General features: G+C 55.6%; 23 protein-coding genes. 9 read left to right on the forward strand and 14 right to left on the reverse strand.

The features are described from left to right. Positions 1-40 precede the first annotated feature (40 nt). The 8 genes from radA to rpsF form a co-directional block, all read right to left on the reverse strand. A complete protein-coding gene (gene radA / locus PHA01_RS04015) occupies positions 41-1,441 on the reverse strand; it encodes a DNA repair protein RadA (RefSeq protein ID WP_112527853.1) in 1,401 nt (466 codons plus the stop codon). Further along, positions 1,441-2,607, reverse strand: a complete 1,167-nt coding sequence (gene alr, locus PHA01_RS04020) for an alanine racemase (protein ID WP_271893490.1) — start codon at positions 2,605-2,607, stop codon at positions 1,441-1,443. The genes radA and alr overlap by 1 nt, the downstream gene beginning before the upstream one ends. A gap of 4 nt (positions 2,608-2,611) precedes the next feature. Continuing rightward, positions 2,612-4,105 carry a replicative DNA helicase gene (locus tag PHA01_RS04025; protein WP_271893492.1) on the reverse strand — a complete coding sequence of 498 codons (1,494 nt, stop codon included), beginning with the start codon at positions 4,103-4,105 and terminating at the stop codon, positions 2,612-2,614. 266 nt (positions 4,106-4,371) lie between these two features. Beyond that, positions 4,372-5,652, reverse strand: a complete 1,281-nt coding sequence (locus PHA01_RS04030) for an SAM-dependent methyltransferase (RefSeq protein ID WP_271893493.1) — start codon at positions 5,650-5,652, stop codon at positions 4,372-4,374. Between the two features lie 193 nt (positions 5,653-5,845). Then, the gene (rplI, locus tag PHA01_RS04035; RefSeq protein WP_271893495.1) at positions 5,846-6,415 is read right to left on the reverse strand and encodes a 50S ribosomal protein L9; all 570 of its coding nucleotides are present in this window, start codon (positions 6,413-6,415) and stop codon (positions 5,846-5,848) included. Positions 6,416-6,441: 26 nt separating this feature from the next. After that, a complete protein-coding gene (locus PHA01_RS04040) occupies positions 6,442-7,413 on the reverse strand; it encodes a DUF2232 domain-containing protein (protein WP_271893496.1) in 972 nt (323 codons plus the stop codon). 202 nt (positions 7,414-7,615) lie between these two features. After that, on the reverse strand, positions 7,616-7,864 hold the full coding sequence (gene rpsR, locus PHA01_RS04045; RefSeq protein WP_008128538.1) for a 30S ribosomal protein S18: 249 nt from the start codon (positions 7,862-7,864) through the stop codon (positions 7,616-7,618). Further along, positions 7,864-8,289, reverse strand: a complete 426-nt coding sequence (rpsF, locus tag PHA01_RS04050) for a 30S ribosomal protein S6 (RefSeq protein WP_106717052.1) — start codon at positions 8,287-8,289, stop codon at positions 7,864-7,866. The genes rpsR and rpsF overlap by 1 nt, the downstream gene beginning before the upstream one ends. A gap of 441 nt (positions 8,290-8,730) precedes the next feature. On the opposite strand from rpsF, the gene fabD reads away from it, so the two are divergent. From fabD to gmk, 7 genes are all read left to right on the forward strand, one after another. Beyond that, positions 8,731-9,675, forward strand: a complete 945-nt coding sequence (gene fabD, locus PHA01_RS04055) for an ACP S-malonyltransferase (protein WP_271893500.1) — start codon at positions 8,731-8,733, stop codon at positions 9,673-9,675. Between the two features lie 13 nt (positions 9,676-9,688). Continuing rightward, positions 9,689-10,426, forward strand: coding sequence for a 3-oxoacyl-[acyl-carrier-protein] reductase (gene fabG, locus PHA01_RS04060; RefSeq protein WP_271893501.1), 738 nt, complete (start codon positions 9,689-9,691; stop codon positions 10,424-10,426). A 261-nt stretch (positions 10,427-10,687) separates the two neighbouring features. Continuing rightward, positions 10,688-10,924: an acyl carrier protein gene (locus PHA01_RS04065; protein WP_091880344.1), complete on the forward strand. Its 237-nt coding sequence runs from the start codon at positions 10,688-10,690 to the stop codon at positions 10,922-10,924. A gap of 105 nt (positions 10,925-11,029) precedes the next feature. After that, positions 11,030-12,292 (forward strand): beta-ketoacyl-ACP synthase II, encoded by a 1,263-nt coding sequence (gene fabF / locus PHA01_RS04070; RefSeq protein ID WP_271893504.1) that lies wholly within the window; start codon positions 11,030-11,032, stop codon positions 12,290-12,292. A gap of 73 nt (positions 12,293-12,365) precedes the next feature. After that, positions 12,366-13,592, forward strand: a complete 1,227-nt coding sequence (gene mltG, locus PHA01_RS04075; protein ID WP_417020896.1) for an endolytic transglycosylase MltG — start codon at positions 12,366-12,368, stop codon at positions 13,590-13,592. A 49-nt stretch (positions 13,593-13,641) separates the two neighbouring features. Next, the gene (locus tag PHA01_RS04080; RefSeq protein ID WP_271893507.1) at positions 13,642-14,529 is read left to right on the forward strand and encodes a YicC/YloC family endoribonuclease; all 888 of its coding nucleotides are present in this window, start codon (positions 13,642-13,644) and stop codon (positions 14,527-14,529) included. Positions 14,530-14,531: 2 nt separating this feature from the next. Beyond that, positions 14,532-15,179, forward strand: a complete 648-nt coding sequence (gene gmk / locus PHA01_RS04085) for a guanylate kinase (protein WP_271893508.1) — start codon at positions 14,532-14,534, stop codon at positions 15,177-15,179. On the opposite strand, the gene rsmA is transcribed toward gmk, so the two are convergent. The 6 genes from rsmA to PHA01_RS04115 form a co-directional block, all read right to left on the reverse strand. Continuing rightward, a complete protein-coding gene (gene rsmA, locus PHA01_RS04090; RefSeq protein WP_271893509.1) occupies positions 15,176-15,997 on the reverse strand; it encodes a 16S rRNA (adenine(1518)-N(6)/adenine(1519)-N(6))-dimethyltransferase RsmA in 822 nt (273 codons plus the stop codon). The two genes, gmk and rsmA, sit on opposite strands and share 4 nt — an antisense overlap. Next, positions 15,994-17,007: a 4-hydroxythreonine-4-phosphate dehydrogenase PdxA gene (pdxA, locus tag PHA01_RS04095; protein ID WP_271893510.1), complete on the reverse strand. Its 1,014-nt coding sequence runs from the start codon at positions 17,005-17,007 to the stop codon at positions 15,994-15,996. Before pdxA ends, rsmA begins: the two co-directional genes overlap by 4 nt. 15 nt (positions 17,008-17,022) lie before the next feature. Continuing rightward, positions 17,023-17,979, reverse strand: a complete 957-nt coding sequence (locus tag PHA01_RS04100; RefSeq protein ID WP_417020897.1) for a SurA N-terminal domain-containing protein — start codon at positions 17,977-17,979, stop codon at positions 17,023-17,025. Positions 17,980-18,119: 140 nt separating this feature from the next. Beyond that, complete coding sequence (locus tag PHA01_RS04105; protein ID WP_271893511.1) at positions 18,120-20,459, reverse strand: LPS-assembly protein LptD; 2,340 nt, start codon at positions 20,457-20,459, stop codon at positions 18,120-18,122. A 1-nt stretch (position 20,460) separates the two neighbouring features. Further along, positions 20,461-21,549 carry an LPS export ABC transporter permease LptG gene (gene lptG / locus PHA01_RS04110; protein WP_271893514.1) on the reverse strand — a complete coding sequence of 363 codons (1,089 nt, stop codon included), beginning with the start codon at positions 21,547-21,549 and terminating at the stop codon, positions 20,461-20,463. Continuing rightward, entirely contained in the window at positions 21,549-22,751 is a 1,203-nt protein-coding gene (locus PHA01_RS04115; protein WP_114429440.1) for an LptF/LptG family permease, read from the reverse strand. Before PHA01_RS04115 ends, lptG begins: the two co-directional genes overlap by 1 nt. A gap of 286 nt (positions 22,752-23,037) precedes the next feature. Here PHA01_RS04115 and PHA01_RS04120 point away from each other — a divergent pair, with 286 nt between their 5' ends. Together PHA01_RS04120 and PHA01_RS04125 are read left to right on the forward strand one after the other, a co-directional pair. Then, positions 23,038-24,534: a leucyl aminopeptidase gene (locus tag PHA01_RS04120; RefSeq protein WP_271893518.1), complete on the forward strand. Its 1,497-nt coding sequence runs from the start codon at positions 23,038-23,040 to the stop codon at positions 24,532-24,534. A gap of 54 nt (positions 24,535-24,588) precedes the next feature. Then, positions 24,589-25,038 (forward strand): DNA polymerase III subunit chi, encoded by a 450-nt coding sequence (locus PHA01_RS04125; RefSeq protein ID WP_271893520.1) that lies wholly within the window; start codon positions 24,589-24,591, stop codon positions 25,036-25,038. Positions 25,039-25,045 lie beyond the last annotated feature (7 nt).

A 25,045-nucleotide genomic window follows, 5' to 3' on the forward strand; every position in this document is an offset into this window, starting at 1 on the left:
TAAGTTCGTCCCCATATTCAGTCTGGCCAACACTATCTGGTCAGTCGTCGCGTTGTCTCTTGTCAGGTCCCGATGCTGCAATCCGGGCCACAAGGTCCGGCAGCGAAGCGGTTTCTGTCAGACGAGCATTGCCGTTCTTTGCAACGTCGTTGCTTCCCTTGGGAAGAACAGCCTGCTTGAACCCAAGCTTATCTGCCTCCTTCAGCCTCTGCACAGCATGCGCCACCGGGCGAACCGCACCAGATAAACTGACTTCGCCGAAATAGACGCAATCTGCGGGAAGGGCAATACCGGCAATTGAGGAAACGAGCGCAGATGCAACTGCAAGGTCTGCTGCGGGCTCGGTTATTCGATATCCGCCTGCCACATTCAGGTAAACGTCGTGCTGACCGAACCTTACGCCGCAATGCGCTTCGAGTACGGCGAGAATCATTGACAGCCGGTTTCCATCCCATCCGACAACCGCACGGCGCGGCGTGCCGAGCGTCGAGGGCGCAACTAGCGCCTGGATTTCGACGAGTATCGGACGTGTGCCCTCCATGCCTGCAAAAACCGCAGCTCCCGGCGACTTTTCGTTGCGTTCACCTAGGAAAAGCTCGGAAGGATTGGCGACTTCGCGCAATCCCTTGTCGGACATTTCGAAGACGCCGATCTCGTCCGTCGGACCAAAACGGTTCTTCACGGTCCTCAAGATGCGGTAATGGTGGCCGCCTTCGCCTTCGAAATAGAGCACGGCATCGACCATGTGCTCGATGACCCGAGGCCCTGCGATCTGACCCTCTTTCGTCACGTGCCCTACGAGAACGACTGCCGCGCCGGTCTGCTTGGCATAGCGGATCATGGCTTGGGCGCCGGCTCGCACCTGCGTCACTGTGCCGGGGGCAGAATCGGCGGCGTCTGTCCACAATGTCTGGATCGAATCGATAATGATCAAATCTGGCCGCTTCGAATCGGAGATGGTGGCCAAGATGTCTTCGACATTGGTTTCCGCCGCGAGCAGCACGTCAGTGTCGGCAGCGTGCAACCGCTGGGCGCGCAACCTGATTTGTGCCACCGCTTCTTCACCCGAAACGTAAACGACACGGTGACCCTGGCGGGCGAGGGCAGCTGCTGCTTGCGTCAGCAAGGTGGATTTGCCGATTCCGGGATCGCCGCCGATGAGGATGGCGGAGCCGCGGACAAACCCCCCGCCGGTAACGCGATCCAGTTCGCCGATGCCTGACTGGATGCGCGGTGCATCCTCGATTTCGCCGGAAAGCGTGGTCAGGGCTACTGCACGACCTTTTCGTGATGAGAGCTTGCCCGGTCCGCTGCCTATACCGCCAGCCGTACCTTCCTCAACGAGCGTGTTCCACTCGCCGCACTCATCGCACTTGCCGGCCCAACGGGTGTGCACGGCGCCGCAGTTCTGACAAATAAATTGAATTCTTGGTTTGGCCATCAATCGCTTTCGGATTTGAGATAGCGCCGGTGATAGCGATTCCCAAGGCTGGTAAGCAACTCGTATCCGATCGTTCCAGCGGCGCGAGCGGCGTCGTCCAACGCAATGTTGTGTCCGAAGAGTTCGACGTAGTCCCCTGGGCTGACCGCATCTACTGGGAGATCAGTGATGTCGAAGGAGGTAAGATCCATGGTGACGCGACCAATAATCGGAACTTTGCTCCCGGCAACAAAGCCTACGCCGCCGTTGGGTACGGCGCCGCGCAGCGGCACACCGCTGCCCGATGCGGAACGAAGATAACCATCCGCATAGCCTACCGAACAAACGGCAATACGCGTGTCGCGTTTAAGCGTCGCGGTAGCGCCGTAACCAACGGTCTCGCCCTTTAGTCCAGTGCGGATCTGTACAATGCGTGCTTCCAGCGTCACCACAGGGCGCATGGGATTGGCGGCGGACGAAAGTGGTTCGCCGCCATACATGGCAACGCCGGGGCGGCTAAGCTCATATTCACCTATGGCCGCGTGAAAAATGCCCGGGGAATTTGCGATGCTTGATTCAATTCCTGCAAAAGCGCTGCGAAGTTTTTGAAATGATTCGATTTGTTTCCGGTTCAACGCATGCGCCTGATCGTCAGCCGTAGCGAGATGCGTCATCAGTAGAACCGGCTTTGGGTTCCGTAGATCAGCCGCGAAAGTCAAGGCTTCCTCGACGGTAATGCCGAGACGGTTCATACCGGTGTCCACGTGCAGCGCGAAGGGAAGTTTGTCCTTTCGACGCGCATTCAGGCGCTTCCACAAATCGAGTTCATCGACCGAGCCAAGAACGGGGATGAGATCCGATTGGCCGTAAGCTTCGAATGCTTCGGCGAAAAACCCGTTGAGCACAAACACGCGCGCATCAGGCGCGACAGCTTTTACCCGCAGACCTTCCTCGGCCAGCGCGACAAAGAAAGTGCGGCATCCAGCCTGCCATAACGCCGGTACGACCTGCACAATGCCGAGGCCGTAGGCGTCGGACTTGACGACAGCACTGGCCTCTGCGGGTTTCGATTTTTCGGCGAGAAATAGCCAATTGGCGACAAGCGCATCAAGATCGATTGTTAGCCGTCCCCCGGCTAGCCGAGGATCTGCGCCGGTCGTGGTGATCTGGGGTTTTTTGGCAGCCAAAGGTTCACTCGAACCGTTCAGGAAGATGCGAATCTTCGGCAAGATCGGTAAAGCGGGTAAATTCCGCCTGGAACGCCAGTCTTACCGTGCCTGTCGGGCCGTGACGTTGTTTGGCGACGATGACTTCCGCTTTGCCCACCGCCTCGTTGAGATCGGCTTGCCACTTGAAATGCTCTTCTGTGCCGGGCTTCGGTTCCTTGTTCTTGATGTAATATTCGTCGCGATAGACGAACAGCACCACGTCGGCGTCCTGCTCGATCGAACCGGATTCGCGCAAGTCGGAAAGTTGCGGATGCTTGTCTTCGCGGCTTTCCACCTGACGCGACAGCTGGGAAAGGGCGATGATCGGTGTGTTCAATTCCTTGCCAAGCGCCTTTAGGCCCGTGGTGATTTCGGTAATTTCCTGTACGCGATTTTCCGAAGCGCGCTTTGACGACCCTTGCATGAGCTGAATATAGTCGATGACCAGAACGTCGAGCCCGCGCTGGCGCTTCAGGCGCCGCGCTCGCGCTGCAAGCTGGGCAATCGAAATACCGCCGGTCTGATCGATATAAAGCGGCACTTTCTGCATGTGCTGCGAACAGGCAACCAGCTTTTCGAAATCGGCTTCACTGATCTCGCCGCGACGGATTTTTGACGAACTGATTTCTGATTGCTCGGAAATGATACGCGTGGCCAGCTGTTCCGAAGACATTTCGAGCGAGAAAAAGCCGACCACGCCGCCATTCTTGGCCTTGAACGTACCGTCTGCCAATTGTTCGGGTTCATAGGCTGCGGCAATGTTGAATGCGATATTTGTCGCAAGCGAGGTCTTGCCCATGCCAGGGCGTCCGGCGAGGACAATCAGGTCGGATGGTTGGAGGCCGCCCATGCGCGCATCGAGCGCACGGATCCCTGTCGAGATACCCGAAAGGTGCCCGTCGCGCATGAACGCTGCGTTGGCCATGTCGACGGCAGTCTTGACCGCATCGGTAAATGTCTGAAATCCGCCATCGTAGCGGCCGGTTTCGGCAAGCTCGAACAGGCGTCGTTCCGCATCCTCGATCTGGCCCTGCGGCGCCACATCAACCGGCGCGTCATAGGCTATGTTGACCATGTCTTCGCCGATGGTGATCAAAGCACGGCGCGTGGCAAGATCGTAGATCGCCCGGCCGTAATCTTCGGCATTGATGATCGTTACCGCCTCCGCAGCGAGGCGGGCGAGATATTGCATCACCGTCATGTCGCCGATTTTGGCGTCAGCCGGCATGAATGTCTTCAGAGTTACAGGATTCGCCATCTTGCCCATGCGAATCATATCGGAAGCGACTTCGAAGATCTTGCGATGCAGCGGTTCGTTGAAATGGGTCGGCTTCAAAAAGTCTGAAACACGGTAAAACGCATCATTGTTGACGAGAATGGCACCCAACAGGGCCTGTTCTGCCTCGATATTGTTAGGGGCTTCGCGGTAAAGCGCTCCTTGAGCCTCGTTGATCTTGCGTACCGTAGCTTCAGCCATTTTATATTTTCCTGTTCGTGGATCACTATGGCCACGGCGTTTTTAACGGCGCAATGCAGAGGCGGACTATACATTGCCATCCACAGCAAGAAGTACAAAACAGGATGTTTACAGCTTGACTCAGAGTCACCGATTTGGCGCGTGATTCGCGAATGGCAGTCTATACCCGCAACGCGGAATGTCGCAATTTGGTAGCCATGGAAAGCACAAAAAATCCATCCGCAAATCGCTCTGCGGATGGACAGTGATGAGATTGATCGTCGGACTTACCGCCCGGCGACTGATTCCTTGGTTTCCACCTGACTGTTGGCGGAGCTGCGTTCGCATTCGAGCCGCTTGAGCCGCTTTTCTTCCTTCTCGATATAGTTCCGTGTCAGAGGCACGGCTTCCTGCCGATGTGCAATCTGGATCTGGAACACCACCAGGTTTTGCCAGCGGAATGCCGCTTCCGAAGCTGCGAGATAGAACTCCCACATCCGGCAGAACCGTTCATCATAGATCGCCTTGGCCTTCTCGCGGTTAGCCATGAATCGCTCGCGCCAGATACGCAAAGTGTCCGCGTAGTGCAGCCGGAGAATCTCGATATCGGTGACAACGAGACCAGCCTTTTCGATGTGTGGCAGCACTTCCGAGAGTGCCGGAATATAACCGCCCGGGAATATGTATTTCTGGATGAAGGCGTTTGTATAGGATGGGCCATCCGAGCGCCCGATAGAGTGCAGAAGGAACACACCGTCCTTCTTCAAAAGCCGCGCGGTATGCTGGAAATATTCCGGGAAGTGCCCGATACCGACATGTTCGAACATTCCGACTGACACGATGCGGTCGAAGGTCTCTTCGATAGTCCGGTAGTCCTGAAGGGTGAATTGCGCTTGTCCCGTCAGGCCTTCTTCGAATGCGCGCTTGTTGGCGATACCGAATTGCTCTTGCGACAGCGTTACACCAGTCACATTGGCTTCGAGGTGCTTGGCGAGGTAGATTCCGAGACCGCCCCAGCCGCAACCAATGTCGAGCGTCTTGTGCCCCTTTTTCAACAGCAGTTTCGCTGCGATGTGTCGTTTTTTCGCCAGTTGTGCCTCTTCCAGCGTTGCATCCGGCCGTTCAAAGTAGGCACAGGAATATTGCATGTCCGTATCGAGGAACAACCGGTAGAGTTCTTCAGACAGATCGTAATGGCGCTGAACGTTGCTGGAAGCGCGCGTCAGCGTATTCATCTGATGTAGGCGGCGGGTGGCGCGGCGTATGCCTTCGATCGCCAACATCCAGGGTTCCTTGGCGACCGTTGCCCCGGTATTTTCGAAGATAATCTTCAGGACGTCATAAATATCGCCTTCGAGAACGTCGATATCGCCATTCATATAGGCTTCCGGGAAGTGTAGCGATGGGTCGAATGCGATCTTTCGTTCGGCCGCAGCGCTATTGATGCGAAAGGCGAATTGCTCTCCGGTTCCATCACCGAAGGTTTGAGATTTACCGGAAGAGTCTGTGATAACCAAAGTGCCAGTGTAGATCATCCGCGAGAGCGCGGCTTTTAGTATGGCATTCATGAACAATCTCCATCATTGACGATAGAGCTCGGCCATTAACAGGCTCGGGAGGTGAGCCGTGGTCGGGCGTGGTAGGACAAACAAATCTAATCGTTTTTTTGTTCCTGAAAAGCAAAAAAATACCCGGCACTGCTGCCGGGTACTTTCAAAATGTTGATGAGATCATTCGAAAGAATGATCTATCGAAAAAAGATCAGGCGTTTTCTTCGCCTTCTTCGTCCTCATCGAAGAATTCGTCCGCAAGCGGAACTTCTTCGATACCGTAGATCGCCTCGGCGGAGGTAAGATCTTCGCCCTTTACCTGACGCTGGGCTTCATCTGCAGTACGGGCAATGTTGATCGTGACCGTTGCTTCGACTTCCGGATGTAGTGTCAGCACGATCTTGTGCAGGCCAATGGTCTTGATCGGCGTGTTCAGTTCAACCTGGTTACGGTTGATCGAGAAACCTTCAGCGGTGATCAGATCAGCGATATCGCGTGTCGAAACTGAACCGTAAAGCTGACCGGTTTCACCAGCCGAACGAACGGCGATGAATGACTTGCCGTCGAGCTTTTCGGCGATCGCCTGTGCTTCCGTCTTGCGTTCGAGGTTGCGTGCTTCGAGCTGCGCGCGCTGACCTTCGAACTTCTTCTTGTTGGCTTCGTTGGCACGAAGAGCCTTGCCCTGTGGCAACAGGAAATTACGGGCGAAGCCGTCCTTTACCTTGACTGTTTCGCCCATCTGGCCGAGGCGGCTGATACGTTCGAGAAGAATGACTTCCATTTGAATTATCCTTGTCTGTTCTAATGTTAATTGTCGTTGTTAGGTGGTGTTGTATTCGCAGCCTTCGAAACCGGGGCGTTGCGCGACGTGTCGAACAAACCGGCAAGAAGGAAGAGGAAAAGCACAAAGGCGAAAAGCAGAACCGCGAGGTACGCGAACCATAGTGCCACTGGACGCCATGGTGCGCCGCGCGTTCTTGCATGCAGTATGGCGAAACCCGCCATCGTGAAACCGGCACCGAGTGCGCCGGCTATTGCCGTTGCGGCGTAGCCGACGCCGCCCGGCAAAAAGCAAGCAGCGCAAACGATGGCGAAGATGATAAGCGCAGAGCGAGGCATACGCAGCGCCCGCGGCCAGTCATCATGCGGTCGGCGTAGTTTGCCGGAAGCGGCCGTCAGCCGCAGCGCCAGATAAAGATTAGCGACGATTATCGTCACCCATACTGCAGGCTGCAGAGCGGGCAGTACACGCACGACAAACAGTGCCATGCTCTGCGCAATGTCGGCATTTGCGGCAAGCTCTGGGTTGCTTGCGGCAAGCTGCTGCCCCAGTGATTTCGCCAGTTGGCCTGCAAGTTCATCGCCAAAGCCAACGAGCATGCCGATGACGATGAAACTGGCTGCTATAATCAGCGCCAGGCGTAGCAGAGTATCGGCGAGTGGATACCAGACCATGACGTCCTTCGGTCCGCCGATTTCATCAGCAGGGCGCGCCAAGCCAGTAAAATAAGAGGCGGCGGCGGCGGGGAGCGCAGTGATCAGGACAACGATAAGGGCCGCCATTGGCGCGGCAAGCACGGACACGGCAACAGCCATGGAAAGGGCGGCGATCAACCCGGCGGCCGTACCCCAGCCGAGAGCGGCGACAAAAATAGGCAGCGGCGAAAACAGCAACAGCGCCATGGCGAGGGTCGATTGCGTGATAACGCCAACCGAAAGCAGTGCGGCGGCAAAACCCGCCAACACACCCACGCCGATATCTTTTGCAGTCAGTTTCATTTCGCTCGCTGTCCTGCTTGTTTCAGCAGTTAGAGGCGGTCCTTAGACCAATACCTCAACTCGGGTTTCTATTTGTTTTGACGCAATTCCGGACGGAAAACCGGTTCCCACTTTTCCTGGAATTGCTCTGGGATCACCAGACCCGCGCCCATCGCGGATGGTGGAATGGGGCGGCGGATCGAAATCCACCGCCTCAATTTTATTATTTTACAACGTATGGCAGCAGACCGAGGAAACGGGCACGCTTGATCGCCTGAGCGAGTTCGCGCTGCTTCTTCTGGCTGACAGCCGTGATACGGGAAGGAACGATCTTGCCACGCTCGGAAATGTAGCGCGACAGGAGCTTTACGTCCTTGTAGTCGATCTTCGGCGCATTGGCACCCGAGAACGGGCAGGTCTTGCGGCGGCGATGGAACGGACGGCGGGTCGGGATCTGATTGATATCAACCATTATTCTGCTCCTTCACCGGCTTCGTCACGTGGACGGCGTGGACGGCGCGGACGGTCGTCGTCGCGGCCACCGAACTTGTTGTCGTCGCGGTCACGGCGATCGTCACGGCGAGCGAGCATGGCCGACTGGCCTTCCTCGTGTTCGTCAACGCGGATCGTCATGAAACGCAGGACGTCTTCGTTGATGCGCTGCTGACGCTCGAGCTCGGCAACAGCTGCTGCAGGAGCAGTGATGTTGAGCAGCGAATAATACGCCTTGCGGTTCTTGTTTATGCGATAGGTGAGGGCACGAAGTCCCCAGCTTTCAATACGCCCGACTGAGCCGCCATTGGTCTCGATGATACCCTTGTATTGTTCTACAAGCGCATCGACCTGCTGCTGCGAAATGTCCTGTCGAGCAAGGAACACATGTTCATAAAGAGCCATTTGTCTTTGCCTTTCTTCGTTAATATTGCCCGGTATCAACGGTAAACCTCTGCGAATCTCTCTGCCGGAGACCGGCGAAGAAAGGACGCTGATGGAGACGATCGAGAGCGGAGACACGGGAGGCTGAAGCTTTTATGCTTCGACGGATCGAAATCCGGCCCTCCGTTCAGCCCCCAGCTGACGCCGAGCAATGAACGGGCGGCTTATACGGGCAAACGTTCAAAGAAGCAACCCGGCCTGGAATTTTATCCGAACATGAGCATTTGACTTTTGTAAACCAAGCAAACGTGAGCCCGTCGAACCACACAAAGCAGCACTGCTAACTTAATTCAAACCATTCTTACAGTTTATAACTCTGGCATCAAAGCTTGACTTCGTGCTTGCCTGTAGGCACATCGCGCGACAGATTCACCCTGTAAGCAACCTTTGGAGGCGCAGCTTATGTCCATTGCATTCACCTTTCCGGGTCAAGGAAGCCAGGTTGTCGGCATGGGCAAGGCTTTGGCCGAGACTTTCCCCGAGGCGCGTGCTGTTTTCGACGAGGTTGACGAAGCTCTGGGTGAGAAGCTGTCTTCGATCATCTGGGAAGGCCCGGAAGAAACTTTGACGCTGACTGCCAATGCCCAGCCCGCACTGATGGCCGTATCCATCGCCGTGTTTCGCGTGTTGGAGTCCAAGGGCGTATCCTTGAAGGATAAGGTTGCCTATGTCGCCGGGCATTCTCTCGGCGAATATTCGGCGCTTTGTGCAGCCGGCACATTCTCGCTTTCAGATACGGCCCGCCTCTTGCGCATTCGCGGCAATGCAATGCAGAAGGCGGTTCCGGCGGGCGAGGGCGCCATGGCCGCCATCATCGGCCTGGAACACGAAAATGTTGAAGCAATTTGTGCCGAAGCGTCGAAACAAGGCCCGGTCCAGATCGCCAATGACAATGGCGGCGGTCAGTTGGTGATTTCTGGCGCGAAGGGCCCTGTCCAGGCAGCGGCTGCGCTGGCATCTGCCAAAGGCGCCAAGCGTGCGATCATGCTGCCGGTTTCCGCTCCTTTCCACTCTGCTTTGATGGAGCCCGCCGCTGAGGCCATGCGCGTCGCACTGGCCAATGTTGCCAAAAACGATCCGGTTGTGCCGCTTATTGCCAATGTCCGCGCTGCGCCTGTCAAGTCTGCGACCGAAATCGCCGCATTACTGGTTGAGCAAGTGACGGGACAGGTGCGCTGGCGCGAGACGGTAGAATGGTTTGGCAATAATGGGGTCACAACGCTCTATGAAATCGGTGCCGGTAAAGTGCTGACTGGGCTTGCCCGCCGTATTAATAAGGACATATCCGGTATTGCTGTCGGCACGCCAGAAGACATCGATGCGGCTGTCGCTGCCTTGAACGCTTAAAAAGGAACGCGCAATGTTTGATCTCACAGGCCGCAAGGCTCTTATCACGGGTGCGACGGGTGGTATTGGCGAGGCAATCGCTCGTGCACTTCATGCACAGGGCGCAATCGTGGGTCTCCATGGCACCCGTGTGGAAAAGCTAGAAGCTCTGGCGTCCGATTTTAGCGATCGCGTCATGATCTTCCCGGCTAACCTTTCCAATCGAGATGAGGTCAAGGCGCTTGGCGAAAAGGCCGAAGCTGATCTTGGAGGCGTAGAGATACTCGTCAACAATGCGGGCATCACCAAAGACGGCCTCTTCGTGCGCATGAGCGATGCCGACTGGGACAGCGTGCTTGAAGTCAACCTGACTGCGGTTTTCCGCCTGACCCGCGAACTCACGCATCCGATGATGCGCCGCCGCTATGGCCGTGTCATCAACATAACCTCTGTTGTGGGCGTGACAGGAAATCCGGGTCAAACCAACTATGTCGCTTCTAAAGCCGGACTTATAGGCTTCTCCAAATCCTTGGCGCAGGAAATCGCCAGCCGTAACGTCACGGTCAACTGCGTTGCGCCGGGTTTCATCGAATCGGCAATGACCGACAAGCTCAACGACAAGCAGAAAGAAAGCATCATGCCGGCTATCCCGATGCGTCGCATGGGTACGGGCGCCGAAGTTGCTTCGTCGGTTGTCTATCTTGCCAGCAGCGAAGCATCTTATGTCACCGGTCAGACCATTCACGTCAACGGCGGTATGGCGATGATCTGATCGGGTTTGCATCGATCGTATCCACCGGTATCGGTCTCAATCACATTTATGAGATTGAGACCGTGAATAAAGCGTGATAAGTCGCGCACCAGTCTGGGCAGTCAAATCGATTTGATGTCCTTTCAGTTCCGCAAGGAAAGAGCCGCAAGGACGGATGTTTTAGCTGTTAAACAGGGCGGAACAACCATCTTATTGCTTGATTAGAGTCATCCGTGCCGCTAACCAAGGCATAGGGAAAAACAAACAGGTTGAGGTTTCCACATGAGTGATACTGCAGAACGCGTCAAGAAAATCGTTATTGAACATCTGGGCGTTGATGCCGAGAAAGTCACCGATGGTGCGAGCTTCATCGACGATCTGGGCGCCGACAGCCTTGATACTGTCGAGCTCGTGATGGCTTTTGAAGAAGAGTTTGGCGTCGAAATCCCCGACGATGCTGCCGAGACGATTCTGACAGTCGGCGATGCCGTCAAGTTCATCGACAAAGCATCTGCCTGATTTTTGTTCGGCCCCGCAGCGATCGTGATATAAGGTGTTTAGCCTTGCTCGTTCATGCGTTGGGCCGGAAACAATCATGTTGCATTTGATAGTTAAGGATCTGCCATGAGGCGTGTTGTCATAACCGGCCTTGGGCTGGTTTCTCCTCTCGCATCTGGGGTCGAACTAACCTGGTCGCGGCTCCTTGCCGGCCAGAGCGGCGCCCGGCGTGTGACGGAATTTGAAGTTGAAGATCTTCCTTGCAAGATTGCCTGCCGTATTCCGGTAGGCGATGGCTCTGATGGTACATTTAATCCTGACGATTGGATGGAACCCAAAGAGCAGCGCAAGGTCGATCCTTTCATTATTTACGCTGTTGCGGCTGCCGACCAAGCGCTTGCGGATGCCAAGTGGGCGCCGGAAAGCGATGAAGATCAGATCCGTACAGGCGTTTTGATCGGGTCTGGCATTGGCGGCCTTGAGGGCATTGTAGAAGCAGGTTATACACTCCGCGACAAAGGTCCCCGGCGCATCTCGCCCTTCTTCATTCCCGGCCGTCTGATAAACTTGGCTTCTGGACAGGTATCGATCAAACATAAGCTGCGCGGTCCGAATCATGCAGTTGTTACCGCTTGTTCCACCGGCGCTCACGCCATCGGCGATGCCTCGCGTTTGATTGCGTTCGGGGATGCCGATGTGATGGTGGCCGGCGGCACGGAGTCGCCAGTCAGCCGTATTTCGCTAGCCGGCTTTGCAGCATGCAAGGCATTGTCCACTGCCAGAAACGACGATCCGACAGCTGCCTCGAGACCCTATGATGAAGACCGCGATGGGTTCGTGATGGGTGAAGGCGCGGGTGTTGTCGTCCTTGAAGAACTGGAACATGCCCTGGCTCGCGGCGCCAAGATTTACGCCGAGATCATCGGCTACGGCCTATCCGGCGACGCATACCACATCACTGCACCATCAGAGAGTGGTGAGGGCGCGCAGCGCTCTATGGAAATGGCTTTGAAGCGCGCAGGCATAACCCCGGGCGATTTGGATTACATCAACTCGCACGGCACTTCGACGATGGCCGATACGATTGAACTCGGAGCAGTCGAACGCGTTGTTGGCGACGCCGCTTCGAAAATATCGATGTCATCCACCAAATCCTCCATCGGTCACCTTCTTGGTGCCGCTGGCTCGACGGAGGCTATTTTCTGCGTGTTGGCGATCCGCGATAATATCGCTCCTGCAACGATCAATCTCGATAAGCCGTCCAAGGAAACGAAGATCGATCTGGTTCCGCACAAGCCGCGCGAACGCAAGATCGATATCGCGCTTTCCAATTCCTTTGGGTTTGGCGGTACGAACGCTTCGCTCGTGATGCGGCGTTACCAACAGTGATTTGATTTCGTGGCGAAGCGCTCTCGCGTTTTTGCCATATTCACAATCGATTCTGCCGGCGTCAGCCGGTATCATGTCCCGAGGTGTTTGCGTGAGCTCAGATCAGCAGTCTGAAGAGACAAACGGTTCAGCCGCCAACGCGCCGGATCGCAAGCCGATTGTCCCGCAATCGGCCTCTGAAGCCTTGCGTCCTGAACCAGGCACACCGCCACCTCTGCCAAAGCGACGTTCGCGACGCGCTCGCAGCCAGATCGTGGTTTTTGCCAATTTCATGCTGTCGCTTGTCGTTCTGGTGGTTCTTGCTGCCGCGGCCGCAGTATACTTTGGCAAGCTGGCGTTCAATGAACCTGGGCCTAGCGACGTTACAACCAATTACGTCGTGAAAAGCGGTACCGGAATTGTCGAAATAGCCGACGGGCTGGAAAGGCGTAACATTATCAGTGACGCCCGGGTCTTTAAATATGGCGTTCAGGCCTATGGCCATCAGGGCGACATGAAAGCTGGCGAGTACGAAATCAAGGCGCATGCATCCATGCGAGAGATCATGGACCTGCTGCGCAGCGGAAAATCGCTGCTTCGTTCGCTGACGATTCCCGAAGGACTTACCGTCGAGCAGATTTTCCAACGGGTGCGTGAGGATGAAGTGCTTGTTGGTGATTTGCCGGCAATCATGCCGAGTGAAGGCTCACTTTTCGCCAATACGATGCGTTTTTCTCGCGGCACAACGCGCGAGGAACTGATCAAGAAGATGCAGGTCGATCAGAAAAAGCTGGTTGAAGATATATGGGAACGCCGCGATCCCAAGACTCCGTTGAAAACCATTGAAGAGTTCGTGACGCTCGCATCCATCGTCGAAAAAGAAACTGGCAAGGCGGACGAGCGTCCACGTGTTGCTGCGGTCTTCATTAACCGGTTGAACAAGCGCATGCGCCTTCAATCCGATCCCACGATCATTTATGGCCTGTTTGGTGGCAAGGGCAAGCCGTCGGACCGCCCGATCCTGAAGTCAGATCTTGAGAAGCCGACGCCTTACAACACTTATACGATCAATGGCCTGCCGCCCGGGCCGATTGCAAATCCTGGTCGTGACGCGCTGGAAGCCGTCGCTCATCCCTCACAGACCAAGGACCTTTACTTCGTTGCCGATGGCACTGGTGGACACGTATTTGCTGAGACGCTTGAAGAGCACAATGATAATGTGAAACGCTGGCGCGAGGTCGAGAAGAATCGTCTCGATGAAGCCGCCAAGGCGGCAACCGGTGACAAGAATGCATCGCCGGACGCAGACAACGGAAATTGATACTGGAAGGCCCGAGGAAGTTCAGGGCCTTTCGTTCCAGGGGGTAGACATGTCATTGCAAAGCATGACGGGATTTGCCCGTCACCTCCGGAACAGCGCCGGGGTGCAAATCTCGTGGGAAATCAAGTCGGTTAATGGCAAGGGTCTCGACGTGCGGTTTCGCCTGCCGGCAGGTCTTGAAACGATCGAGCAGAAGGCCCGTATCCTTTTCAGCCAGCATTTCAAGCGCGGTAATTTCCAGGCGGCCGTTACCGTCGACCGCAACGCAGGTGTTGCCAAGGCGATCATCAACGAACCACTTCTGAAGGAACTGGCAGCGATCGCTGCACGTCTGCGCGAAGATTACGGTCTGGCAGCATCCACGCCGGAGGGCCTTATGGCGCTCCGCGGGGTCCTGGAGGCGCCGCAGGAGACCGCCGATCCGGAAGATCAGCACAAGATAGAAGAAGCCGTACTGGCGGTTCTGGACGAGACACTGGTTCAACTGGCACACAATCGCCAGGCCGAGGGCAAGGCGCTGGGCGAGATTTTGACTGTACAAATCGCGGCGATCGAGATGCTGGTGGAACAGGCAAGGCTTGATCCAAGCCGCTCGTTTGATGCAATTCGCTCGCGGCTGGCTGCACAGGTCTCGCTGCTGCTCGATGCCGCGCCCGCATTGGATGAATCGCGGCTGTATATGGAGGCGGCGTTCCTTGCGACGAAGGCTGATATCCAGGAAGAGCTTGACCGGCTGGAAATGCATGTCACCGCCGCCCGTGATCTTCTGAAGGAAGGCAACGGTGTAGGCCGCAAGCTTGATTTCCTGACACAGGAATTCAACCGCGAGGCGAATACGCTCTGTTCCAAGGCCAACGCGGCTTCGATTACATCGATCGGACTTGACCTGAAGGCTGTTGTGGATCAATTGCGCGAGCAGATACAGAATTTGGAGTGACAATGCCGAACAGCATCAAAAGACGCGGTCTTATGCTCGTCCTGTCATCGCCGTCCGGGGCGGGGAAGTCGACAATTGCACGGCTGTTGCTGAACGATAAAGAAAAGCTTGAGCTCGCGCTTTCGATCAGCGTGACGACACGTCCGCGCCGCGCCAGCGAAATCGAGGGCGTCCATTATCATTTCATCTCGACACGCGAGTTCGAGCGGCTGCGCGACAGCGACGCGTTGATCGAATGGGCAGAAGTCCACGGCAATTTCTATGGGACCCCGCGTGAGGCCGCGGAAAATGCGCTCGCGGACGGCCAGGATATGCTTTTCGACATCGACTGGCAGGGCGCGCTGCAGTTGCAGGAGAAGATGAAAGGCGATGTTGTCAGCATTTTCATCCTTCCACCATCCATGGCCGATCTAAAAGAGCGGCTGCATCGGCGTGCCGAGGACGCTGAAGACGTCATCAACATGCGATTGAACAATGCCCGCAACGAGATCGAACGTTGGCGCTCCTACGACTATGTCATAGTCAACGAAGATCTGGACCGCGCCTATCATCAGGTCCAGTCGATCGTCACCGCCGAACGCCTGCGCCGTGACCGCTGCCCGGGTCTGTTCGATTTCGTCAGCAGTCTTCTTGATGAAAAACTGACCTAGAGCGCATTTGCGAGCATCACGAACTCTTCGATTGATAGCGTTTCCGCCCGGCGTGTCGGGTCGATTCCGACCTTGGCAAGCAGCGCTTCACCGCCAAGTGATTTGATGCTCTGGCGTAGCATCTTGCGCCTTTGGCCAAAAGCAGCCTGGGTTACACGTCCAAGCACTGCCGCATCGCAGGCGAGCGGGGCCACACGCGGTACCAGATGGACGACTGTCGATGTAACTTTTGGTGGCGGCGTGAATGCTTGCGGCGGGACGTCAAAAGTAATCTTCGCCTCCGTTCGCCAGCCAGCTAGTACGCCGAGACGGCCATAGGCATCCGAACCCGGGCGCGCGACGATCCGCTCAGCCACTTCGCGTTGAAACATCAGTGTCAGCGACGCATAGAACGGTGGCCATGGTTCACTAAGAAGCCAGCTGATCAGCAATTGCGTGCCGACATTATAGGGGAGATTGGCGACGATCTTCACATTGCTGCCGCCTGCTAGCGCAGAGAAATCCGTATCCAGGGCATCGCCGGCAATGACGCGAAGCCTGCCTTGGTAATGATCGGATATTTCCTGCAAGGCGGCCAAGCAGCGTTCATCACGCTCGATGGCGATAACATTGGCACCTTGGGCGAGAAGGGCACGCGTGAGGCCGCCAGGACCGGGTCCCACCTCGATGACAGTCTGATCCTTGAGATCGCCTGCCTGGCGTGCAACTTTTCCCGTGAGGTTCAGATCGAGCAGAAAATTCTGGCCGAGAGACTTCTTTGCCATCAGCTCATGGCGTTGGATAACTTCGCGAAGCGGTGGAAGGCTATCTATGCTCATGTGTCGAGTGTGCGGTTTGCCGCCAGTTCATCAGCAAGCCGCAGCGCTGCAATGAGGCTGTCAGGCTTGGCCCTGCCGGATCCTGCGATATCGAAGGCTGTGCCGTGGTCCGGCGAGGTACGCACGAAGGGCAGGCCGAGCGTAACGTTGACGCTGTCATCGAAACCCAGCGTCTTGGCGGGGATCAGTGCCTGGTCGTGATACATGCAGATGGCGGCGTCATAGGTTGCTCGTGCAGCGGCATGGAACATTGTATCCGCCGGGAGAGGTCCACGCGCATCAATACCTTCAGCACACAGCGTTTCCACTGCCGGACGCACGATGACTTCGTCTTCCATACCCATACTGCCGCCTTCGCCCGCATGCGGGTTCAACCCGGCAATGGCAAGCCGTGGGTTGGCGATGCCGAACTGACTTTTGAGTGCCAGCGCAGTGATCCGGCAGACAGTCAGGATCGTCACTGTGTCGAGAACAGCGGGAACCTTGTTCAAGGCAATGTGAATTGTTACGGGAACTGCCCGTAGCAACGGTCCAGCCAGCATCATCACCGGCGTTACAGCATATCCCAGATGCTCACCGGCAAGATGTGCCAAAAACTCCGTATGACCCGGAAATTTGAAACCGGCCTCATAGAGCGGCTTCTTGGCGATAGGGCAGGTGACAACAGCGCGTGAGCGGCCTGCAAGCGTCAATGCAACGGCCTGTTCAATCGCCTCGATTGTTCCTGCCGCATTTTCGGGCAGTGGAATGCCGGGTTGATCCGATTGCCGGTTCTTCAGCGCCACGATTGGCAACGCCTCATCGAATATAGCAGCCGCGTCCTCAGGCGTTGTGATTTCCAGTGGAACATTCACGCCAAGCTGCACGGCGCGCGAGGCGATTAGTTCCGAGTCGGCAAGCAGAAAAAACGCAGGAAGCTGCATGTGCTTGCGCAATATCCACGCAGCGAGCGCGATGTCGGGTCCAATACCCGAAGGATCACCGGAACTGACGGCGAGAGCGGCTTTCATGCCAATGCAATCCCATCATTCAGTGACGATCTTCGCCTTGCTGCGCAGTTCCTCGAGATATTTCTTGTCTACGGCTGCCGCTGATGCATCCGGCTTGCCATCACCACCCGCGGCTGCCGTTGCTTCCTGGGAAAAGACGAGGCGGGCTACGCGATCGTCCGAGACTTGACGGGTCGCGCAAACGCCGAGAAATTCGACGCCCTTATCCGTATCCTGGGTCGTCGTTGCATGGCCGACCGGCGTGGATATGACCAGCTTCGACCATTCGGGCGGCAGTTCCTGCTCTACGAATTTACCGAGATCGCGCACTGTGACATCCAATGTGCCCTTGGCGATATCGCGTGTTGTCTGGCAGCCGCTGAAACGGCCACGCATGGCATTGGCTTCACCTCGCCGCTTGGCGAGAATGCCGCGATTATTTGCGGGGACGACAAATATCACCTGCTGCAGTTGGTATTCGGTAGAGACGGGCTTCTTCCCGCCGTCCTTGAGCATGCGTTGCACGGCGTCCTGCTCGGACACCCTGGTTCCACCCTGTGTGCGATTACGGGTGGCGAGCGCGCGGCCCCAACTCATCTGCATACGGATATATTCTTTGAAGTGCTGCGGTGTCACACCGGACTTGTCCAACACACCGTTGAGCTGGTTGAGCGTCATCTTGTTGTTGGTAGCAAAGCGCGTATAGGCGTCGTTCACTTCATTGTCAGAAACAAGCAGATTGAGTCGTTTCAATTCCTGACGCTTGAGTGCCTCGTCGGTCAATTCATCTCGCGCCTGCTGGGTAAGGTTGCCCTTTTTATGCTGAAGTTTCAGAAAGGCAGCACGCTTTGAAATATCGTAGTCGGTGATAGCGGCTCCATTGACGACAATCTTGATCTCGCTTGCTGCAGCAGGCAATGTCACGCCAACCGCCAGAACAGAGTTCAATGCAGTGATCATCGCCGCTGCAAGAATATGCTTCCTCACCATCATTTCTCAACTTGTCCGATCATGGACCATTTTCGCGAAATGGACCGTGTTTTTGTTTTTGCGATGTTCATTTCCTCTTTATTGTCGCTTTACTAAGGCAAAAGCATGACTGGTCGCAAGTGCGGCCAGCTTAGACAATAAGATTAGATCCCACCGATATCGACCGGTTTGCCGATTCCCCACAAGGTCCGGAAGGAGATGTTGAAGCCGAACGTTGAGGTCTTGTCGCCCTCGACGTTGTTGACAGTTACCGGTTGCTCCTGAGTGTAGTACATGCTGTACGTGAAACACTCGTCATCATAGGCAAGCGCAGCGGTACGTTTTACGAGAGTACTTGACACAAGATCATACGTTCCGGAGCCGAGGAGTCGCCAGTTTGGCGTCAACTTTGCCTGTCCGCCGACAGTGACTTCCTGGCGGTCGTCGGGGAAACCGTAGGTTTCCTGTGCGGCAATGAAAGCGTATTTCACGTAAACAGAGCCATATTTACCAGAGGTCGTGGTCGCCACTGTTGCACGCTTGACTTCAAAATCGTCCTTGTCGAACCTTCCGCCAGTCGTGATATTGAACGCGCCTTTATTTGCACCGATCATCGCAACATAGTCGGAACGAGCGGATTCCAGTCCCGATTCGGCACCTGCATTGACAAAATCTGGCGATGCAAAGGAATTGAGCCCGCCTAGCTGGAACGATTGGCCTGCAATACCATTCAAGCCCCAGCCATTGTTGAAGGTACCAGAGTAACGGAGACCGAGATTGGCACGGGTGCCACCCTCCACCCGATCATATCCGGAGAACTTGTCACGCTCGAACAGGTTCGATGCATCGAAGACAAAACTCTGCGCGTCTTCGTTCGGCATTTCACCCGGATAGGATTCGTTGTTGCGAACGAAAAGCTGGGCTGTTGGCTCAAGCACATGAGTCGAGTTGGCCGCTGTAAACAGAATTGGCCATTTCGTTTCAAGACCAGCGGTAGCCATTGGACGGAAAGCATCAGAACGTGTGACACCGTCTGTATTGGAATCGACATACATACCGTCGCCTCGCAGGGCGAGAAGGGGGGTGATGACCAATCCGCTTGGGGTGATAAACGAACGTTTCCATTCGGCTTCCCCGGTTATACGGCCATCGTCGCCTTCTATGCCGGCTATGTAGCCAGTCCGATCGACACCGCTGAAATTGCCGTCAAATTTGTCGCGATGCAGGGCCTGCAAATTCAAATTGAAATTGAGTTCGCCGCCCGCAACCGACTGCGTAGGTGTGTAGGCATAGTCGAGGCTGGGCAGCACCCAGGGTTGCTTCTGCTCCGAGGAACTCGGATTGGAATCTTCCCAGCCTTCTTGAACATGGAAGCGGTAGAGACTGAGATCGAAATAGTTGCGGTCGTGCAGGCCGCGCAGATAGACTTGGTCGGTAATGTAATAATTGTCGTAGTCTGCGATGCCGTAGCGATAGGCGAAAGCCTTGTCCGACTGAGCAAGGACACTCCAACCATAAGTCCAGCGCGGGTTTATGTTGAACGCGCCGGTCGTTCCGATCATTCCCCGCGTCGTATTGTTTTGATCAACCTCATCGCTGTCGGAAAATGCGCCAGGATCCTGCTGGTCGATGCCAGCAAGCTTGATCGTATACTGACCATTCGCCAGCCGGTGACGCCACTCGGCCTCACCCAGGAAGCCCTGTTGCGTATAGTAGGTTCCCTGCAACGTCAGGTCGTAATTGGGAGCCAGTGCCCAAAAATAAGGAATGGTGACACCGGAACCCAACTCCGTCTCGTGGCGATAGCTCGGCATGAGGAAGCCGCTCTTGCGCTTGACTGTAGGATCGGCGATCTCGAACGCCGGCAGGAATGCCAGCGGCATGCCAAACATTTCGAAGCGGCCACGCTCAAAGCGAATGGTCTTCTTCTTGCCGTTCCAGATGATTTTCTGGGCACGTACCTGCCATAATGGAGCCCGTTCAGGCTTGGCCCGGCAGGGCTCGCATGCCGTGTAGATACCATTGTTGAATGTCGTCAGCTCGCCGCCGATGCGCTCCGCGCTCTCGGCTGCAAAGCGGGTATTGTCCGCCGCTTCAACCCGCAAGGCGTTGACGAAGCCTTCCTTGAAATCATCGGTGACATCGAGATTTTCCGCATAGATGCGGTTGCCGTCTTTCTCGACGATCTCGACCTTGCCTTCCGCTTTGAGGCGGCCGGTGTTCTGGTCATATGTGACCTTCCGCGCCACGAGGCGGTTTCCATCATAATCGATCTGCACACCGCCGACCGCTGAAATGGTCTTGGCGTTGATGTCATAGACAAGCTCATCGGACTCCAGCAGCAATTGTGCGTTTGGATCCGTTTTTACATTTCCGACAAGTGCATCACCCGTCTGGGCGTAGGCTGGGAGCGAAATCCCGCCCGCAAGGCATAGCAAGGCCGTGCTGCACGCAAGCCGTGCAAGCCACGCCGGCAACACCGAGCGCGTTAAATTCAATCCCACTCTAACCATCCTCCTTGTGCAACAGAAAGGAGACCCCAAAAAATGTTGCAATCAACACGGGTGTCCATGCGGCAACAAAAGGCGGAACGAATCCCGCATTCCCGAATGCCTTGACCACAACAGTGACGACATAAAGCACGAAGCCTGCGAGGACGCCACCCAGAATCATCGTCCCCGATTGTCCAAACCGGACAAATTTCAACGAAACGGTTGCAGCAATTAAAGTCATCGCCATCAGCAGAGCCGGCAAAGCCAATAAAGACTGGAAATGCATATCAAAAGCGTTGGCTGGATAGCCAAAAGAGCGAGCTGCGGCAATTTTGTTACGCAGCTCAAAAAAAGGAATGGTCTCGGGTCGCGCGAGGCTTTCTTCAACGAATTCAGGGCGTAGATGCGTTGGAATGCGCACGGTGTCCAAGGAAACCGGCGTCTCTCCCAACACAAATTTCGTCACCTGATTCAGCTGCCAGAAACCGTCATCCAGATCAGCGCTCTTGGCGTCCAGCCGCTCGGTAACGTCCTGGTTCTTGTCAAGTCGAATGAAGACGGCGTCGACCAAACGCAATCCACGGTTGACGATCGACTTGGAGCCGATGATCGTTTCGCCCTCTTCGGTTTTTTGCCGCAACCAAGGGACGCGATCTGCCGATACATCATTGGCTTTTCCGGCGCGCCAGTTTGCCGTTATCTGTTCGCTTCTCTCAAAACCATAGGCAGCAAGCGGATTGACGATCAGCACAGCCGCCAGGCCGAAAAGAAACGCGCCCGTACAGGCCGGCAGAAGAAACTGCCAGGCCGAAACACCGACAGAACGCGCGACGACCAGTTCATATTTACGATTGAGCGAAATAAGCGTCGCCATCGCCGCAAACAGCGCGATGAATGGAAACACCTGCTGCATGATGTAGGGGATGCGCATCACCGACAGCCCAAAGGCACTGATCGCAGAATAGTCGGGCAGCGCAGACAGCTTTCCCGATAATTCGGTAAAGTCGAGGATGAGGGCCAACGCAAAGCTGCCCATCAGGAAATAGCATGTGATCGTCACATAGCGGAGGAAGAAGTAGCGCCCGAGCGTCCAGCCGATCATTACCGGTGTCCTCCGCGCTTGCGACCGAACAATCTTGCTCCAGCGCTCGCAAATGCCACCTGCCTGGTTTCAAAAGTACGTTTGAACCAGTTACTCCACGTTGTCGGGATACCGATCTGGCGATTGGTTGCGAGCGCATAAATCGCGGAAAGCGCTGCGAGAATTGGAATTGCGAAGAGCATTGGCAGCATCGACGCGTTCTTGTCCGTGCTCTGCCCGGTCGAATATCCCAGCCAGAACACAATGAGGCTGATCGTTATCGCCGTAAATGAAGCGGATATGCGTGCTTCGCGATGAGAGCGTGAGTCAGCAGCAGCGGCGAGGGAGATCAGTGCAAACACGATCGGATACATCCAGTCAGTCAGACGCTTGTAGAGCTCGGAAGTGTAGCGAAGCGGACGCTGTTGATATTGTTTGTCGTTCGGATCTGGATTCATGAGGTAATCGAGAGGCCGGTCCTTCGGAAAGATCGTGGCCTCCTTGTCATCCGACGAAAGAAATGCCGCGAGATCAAGAGCATAGGTATTGAACTTGATGATGGACACATTGCCGGTCTGCACATCGCGTCGATGGACCTCGCCATCCTTCATGATTAGCAGGCCCTGATCGGCGGTTTGGACGACTAGGCCTTCCTTGGCGTAATAAATGAGATCCGTCGTCTTATCGCGCGAATCGGAAACGAACAGGCCCTGGATCGTGCCATTGGAATCGCGGTTCTCGATCTGGAGGTAAAGGTCCGTATCGATTTCCCGGAACGAGCCTTGTTGAACCACGAGATTGATCACATCGCCACGCGCCTCGGCCACCATCTGGCGCATGTTCATCTGCGAATACGGCACGACGAAGTTGGAAATAAGGAAGGATGCAGCTGCGATGACGATCGCAAAAAGCATGACAGGACGGATCACGGCGGAACGTGGCGCGCCCGCCGCATTGATGACCACGAGTTCCGAATCCTGGTTCATCGTCGAAAGCGTTTGCGTCACGGCAATCACCAGAGCAAACGGCATCACCACGGGAAAGGCGGATGGAAGCAGATTGGAACTGAATTTTAGAATATAGTAAAAGCTCTGTCCGCTGGTCGTCAGAAAATTGATACGACCGAGCACCTGAACGATCCATGTGATTCCGACCGCTGAAAGCAGAACGGCAAAAAACATGACGACGATCCGTCGCAAGATGTATATCTCAATCAGGCGCATGTCATGTTTCGCAAAAAGAGTTCCGCCACCTTGTTCGACCAGCCGTTCATTAAAGCCCGACCGTTCAATCTATGCCATGGGAGCCAAGGCATTATTTTGAGCTTTATGGGACGAACCCGTTACATGTTCAATAAACCCGACATATGTTCAATCTAGTCAGGCTTGGCTAAAAATAGGCGAAGAAAGCTAGTTAACAAGGTCTTAGTCAATCCCTTCACGATCACCCCCTTCATTCATCAAGATCGATGATCATGAAAGTCACATTTTTGTTCAAACCGGAGATATCATGTCCAAACGCCCATCCATCAGTTTCGCAAAATATGCAGCCGTCGAAAGCGGCACCGCAATCTTGCTTGTTCCCGCTGAAGGCAAAGCAGCTGCAGAAGCCGAATCTGTTGTCGGACAGGCATTGCTGTCGCGTATCATCAGCGTCTCGGATTTCAAGGGAAAACTTGCAACGAGCCTATCTACCCTCGCTCCAAATGGCACAGAACTGGAACGGCTGGTGCTTGTGGGTAGCGGCGATCCGACCAAGCTCAAGGGCGATGATTGGCTGAAAATCGGTGGCGCGGCATTTTCAAAAATCGGAAAATCCAAAAATGTCTCGGTGGTTCTTGCGTTGCCGGGTACAGATATCTCAGCCGAAAACGCTGCCGATTTCGCCCAGGGTGTGCTTCTTCGCTCCTACACGTTCGACAAGTACAAGACAAAGAAAGGCAAAGACGAGAGCGAGAAGGAAGATAAATTCGTCGCTAGCATCACTATCCAGGTAGCTGATCCTCACGCTGCGAAAAAGGCATTTGCGAGTGCCGAAGCGGTGGCGGATGGCGTTATTCTTGCCCGCAATCTGGTCAACGAACCTGCCAATGTTCTCGGTCCAGTCGAATTCGCCGAACGTGTCGAAGAGTTGAAAAAGCTTGACGTCAAGGTCGAGATTTTGACGGAGAAGGACATGAAGAAGCTCGGCATGGGCTCGCTGCTCGGCGTCGCACAGGGTTCCTCGCGTCCGGCGCGGATCGCGATCATGGAATGGCACGGCGGCAAAAGCAAAGACAAGCCGATCGCCTTTGTCGGCAAGGGCGTGACCTTCGATTCTGGCGGTCTTTCCATCAAGCCCGCTGGCGGCATGGAGGAAATGAAGGGCGACATGGGTGGTGCGGCCGCAGTCACCGGCCTTATGCACGCCCTTGCCTCGCGCAAGGCCAAGGTCAATGTCGTCGGTGTCATCGGGATCGTTGAAAACATGATCAATGGTGATGCACAGCGCCCTGGCGATATCGTCACGTCCATGTCGGGCCAGACGATCGAAGTGCTCAACACCGATGCGGAAGGGCGCCTCGTCCTCGCAGACGCGCTTTACTATTGCAATGATCGCTTCCAGCCCAAGTTCATGGTCAATCTGGCTACCCTGACAGGCGCCATCATGGTGGCTCTCGGCGTTTATCAGGCAGGGCTGTTTTCCAATGACGATGCACTTGCCGCACAGCTCTTCGATGCCGGCCAGGCAACCGGCGAAAGGCTGTGGCGCATGCCACTCGGCGCCGAATACGACAAACTCATCGACACCAAGAATGCCGACATGAAGAACATTGGCGGACGTCACGGTGGCGCAATCATTGCCGCACAGTTCCTGAAGCGCTTCGTGGGTGATACGCCTTGGGCCCATCTCGACATTGCCGGCACCGCGATAGGTGCGCCGACCAATGAGTATAGCCAGTCCTGGGCTTCGGGCTACGGCGTTCGCCTTCTCGACAGGCTGGTTCGCGACAATTTCGAAGGGTAGAAGTTAAAACGGACTGGCTTGACGTGAGCCAGTCCTTTCACACAGACTGCATCGATGACTGAAATTCTCTTCTACCATCTGACTGAATCGACACTGGAGAACGCATTGCCGGGTCTCGTCGAGCGTTCGCTCGATCGCAAATGGAGAGTCGTCATCCAGACAGGTTCCGAGGAGCGGCGCGACAGTCTCGACAATCACCTTTGGACCTGGTCCGATGCCTCATTCCTCGCCCATGCGACTGACCAGGAGCCTCATCCGGAGGAGCAGCCAATCATCCTGACAACAGGTTACGGCAACGCCAACAACGCGACCGTGCGCTTTCTTGTCGATGGGGCCGAGCCGCAGTATGTCGAAGCCTATGAGCGGCTGGTCCTCATGTTTGATGGCCACGACCAGCAACAGCTTGAGCAGGCGAGGACGCAATGGAAACTGTTGAAAGAACAGGGTCACAAATTGACCTACTGGCAGCAGAACGCCGAAGGGCGTTGGGAAAAGAAAGCTTGAGAGACTG

Source organism: Candidatus Phyllobacterium onerii (genome assembly GCF_028331445.1).
GTDB lineage: Bacteria > Pseudomonadota > Alphaproteobacteria > Rhizobiales > Rhizobiaceae > Phyllobacterium > Phyllobacterium onerii.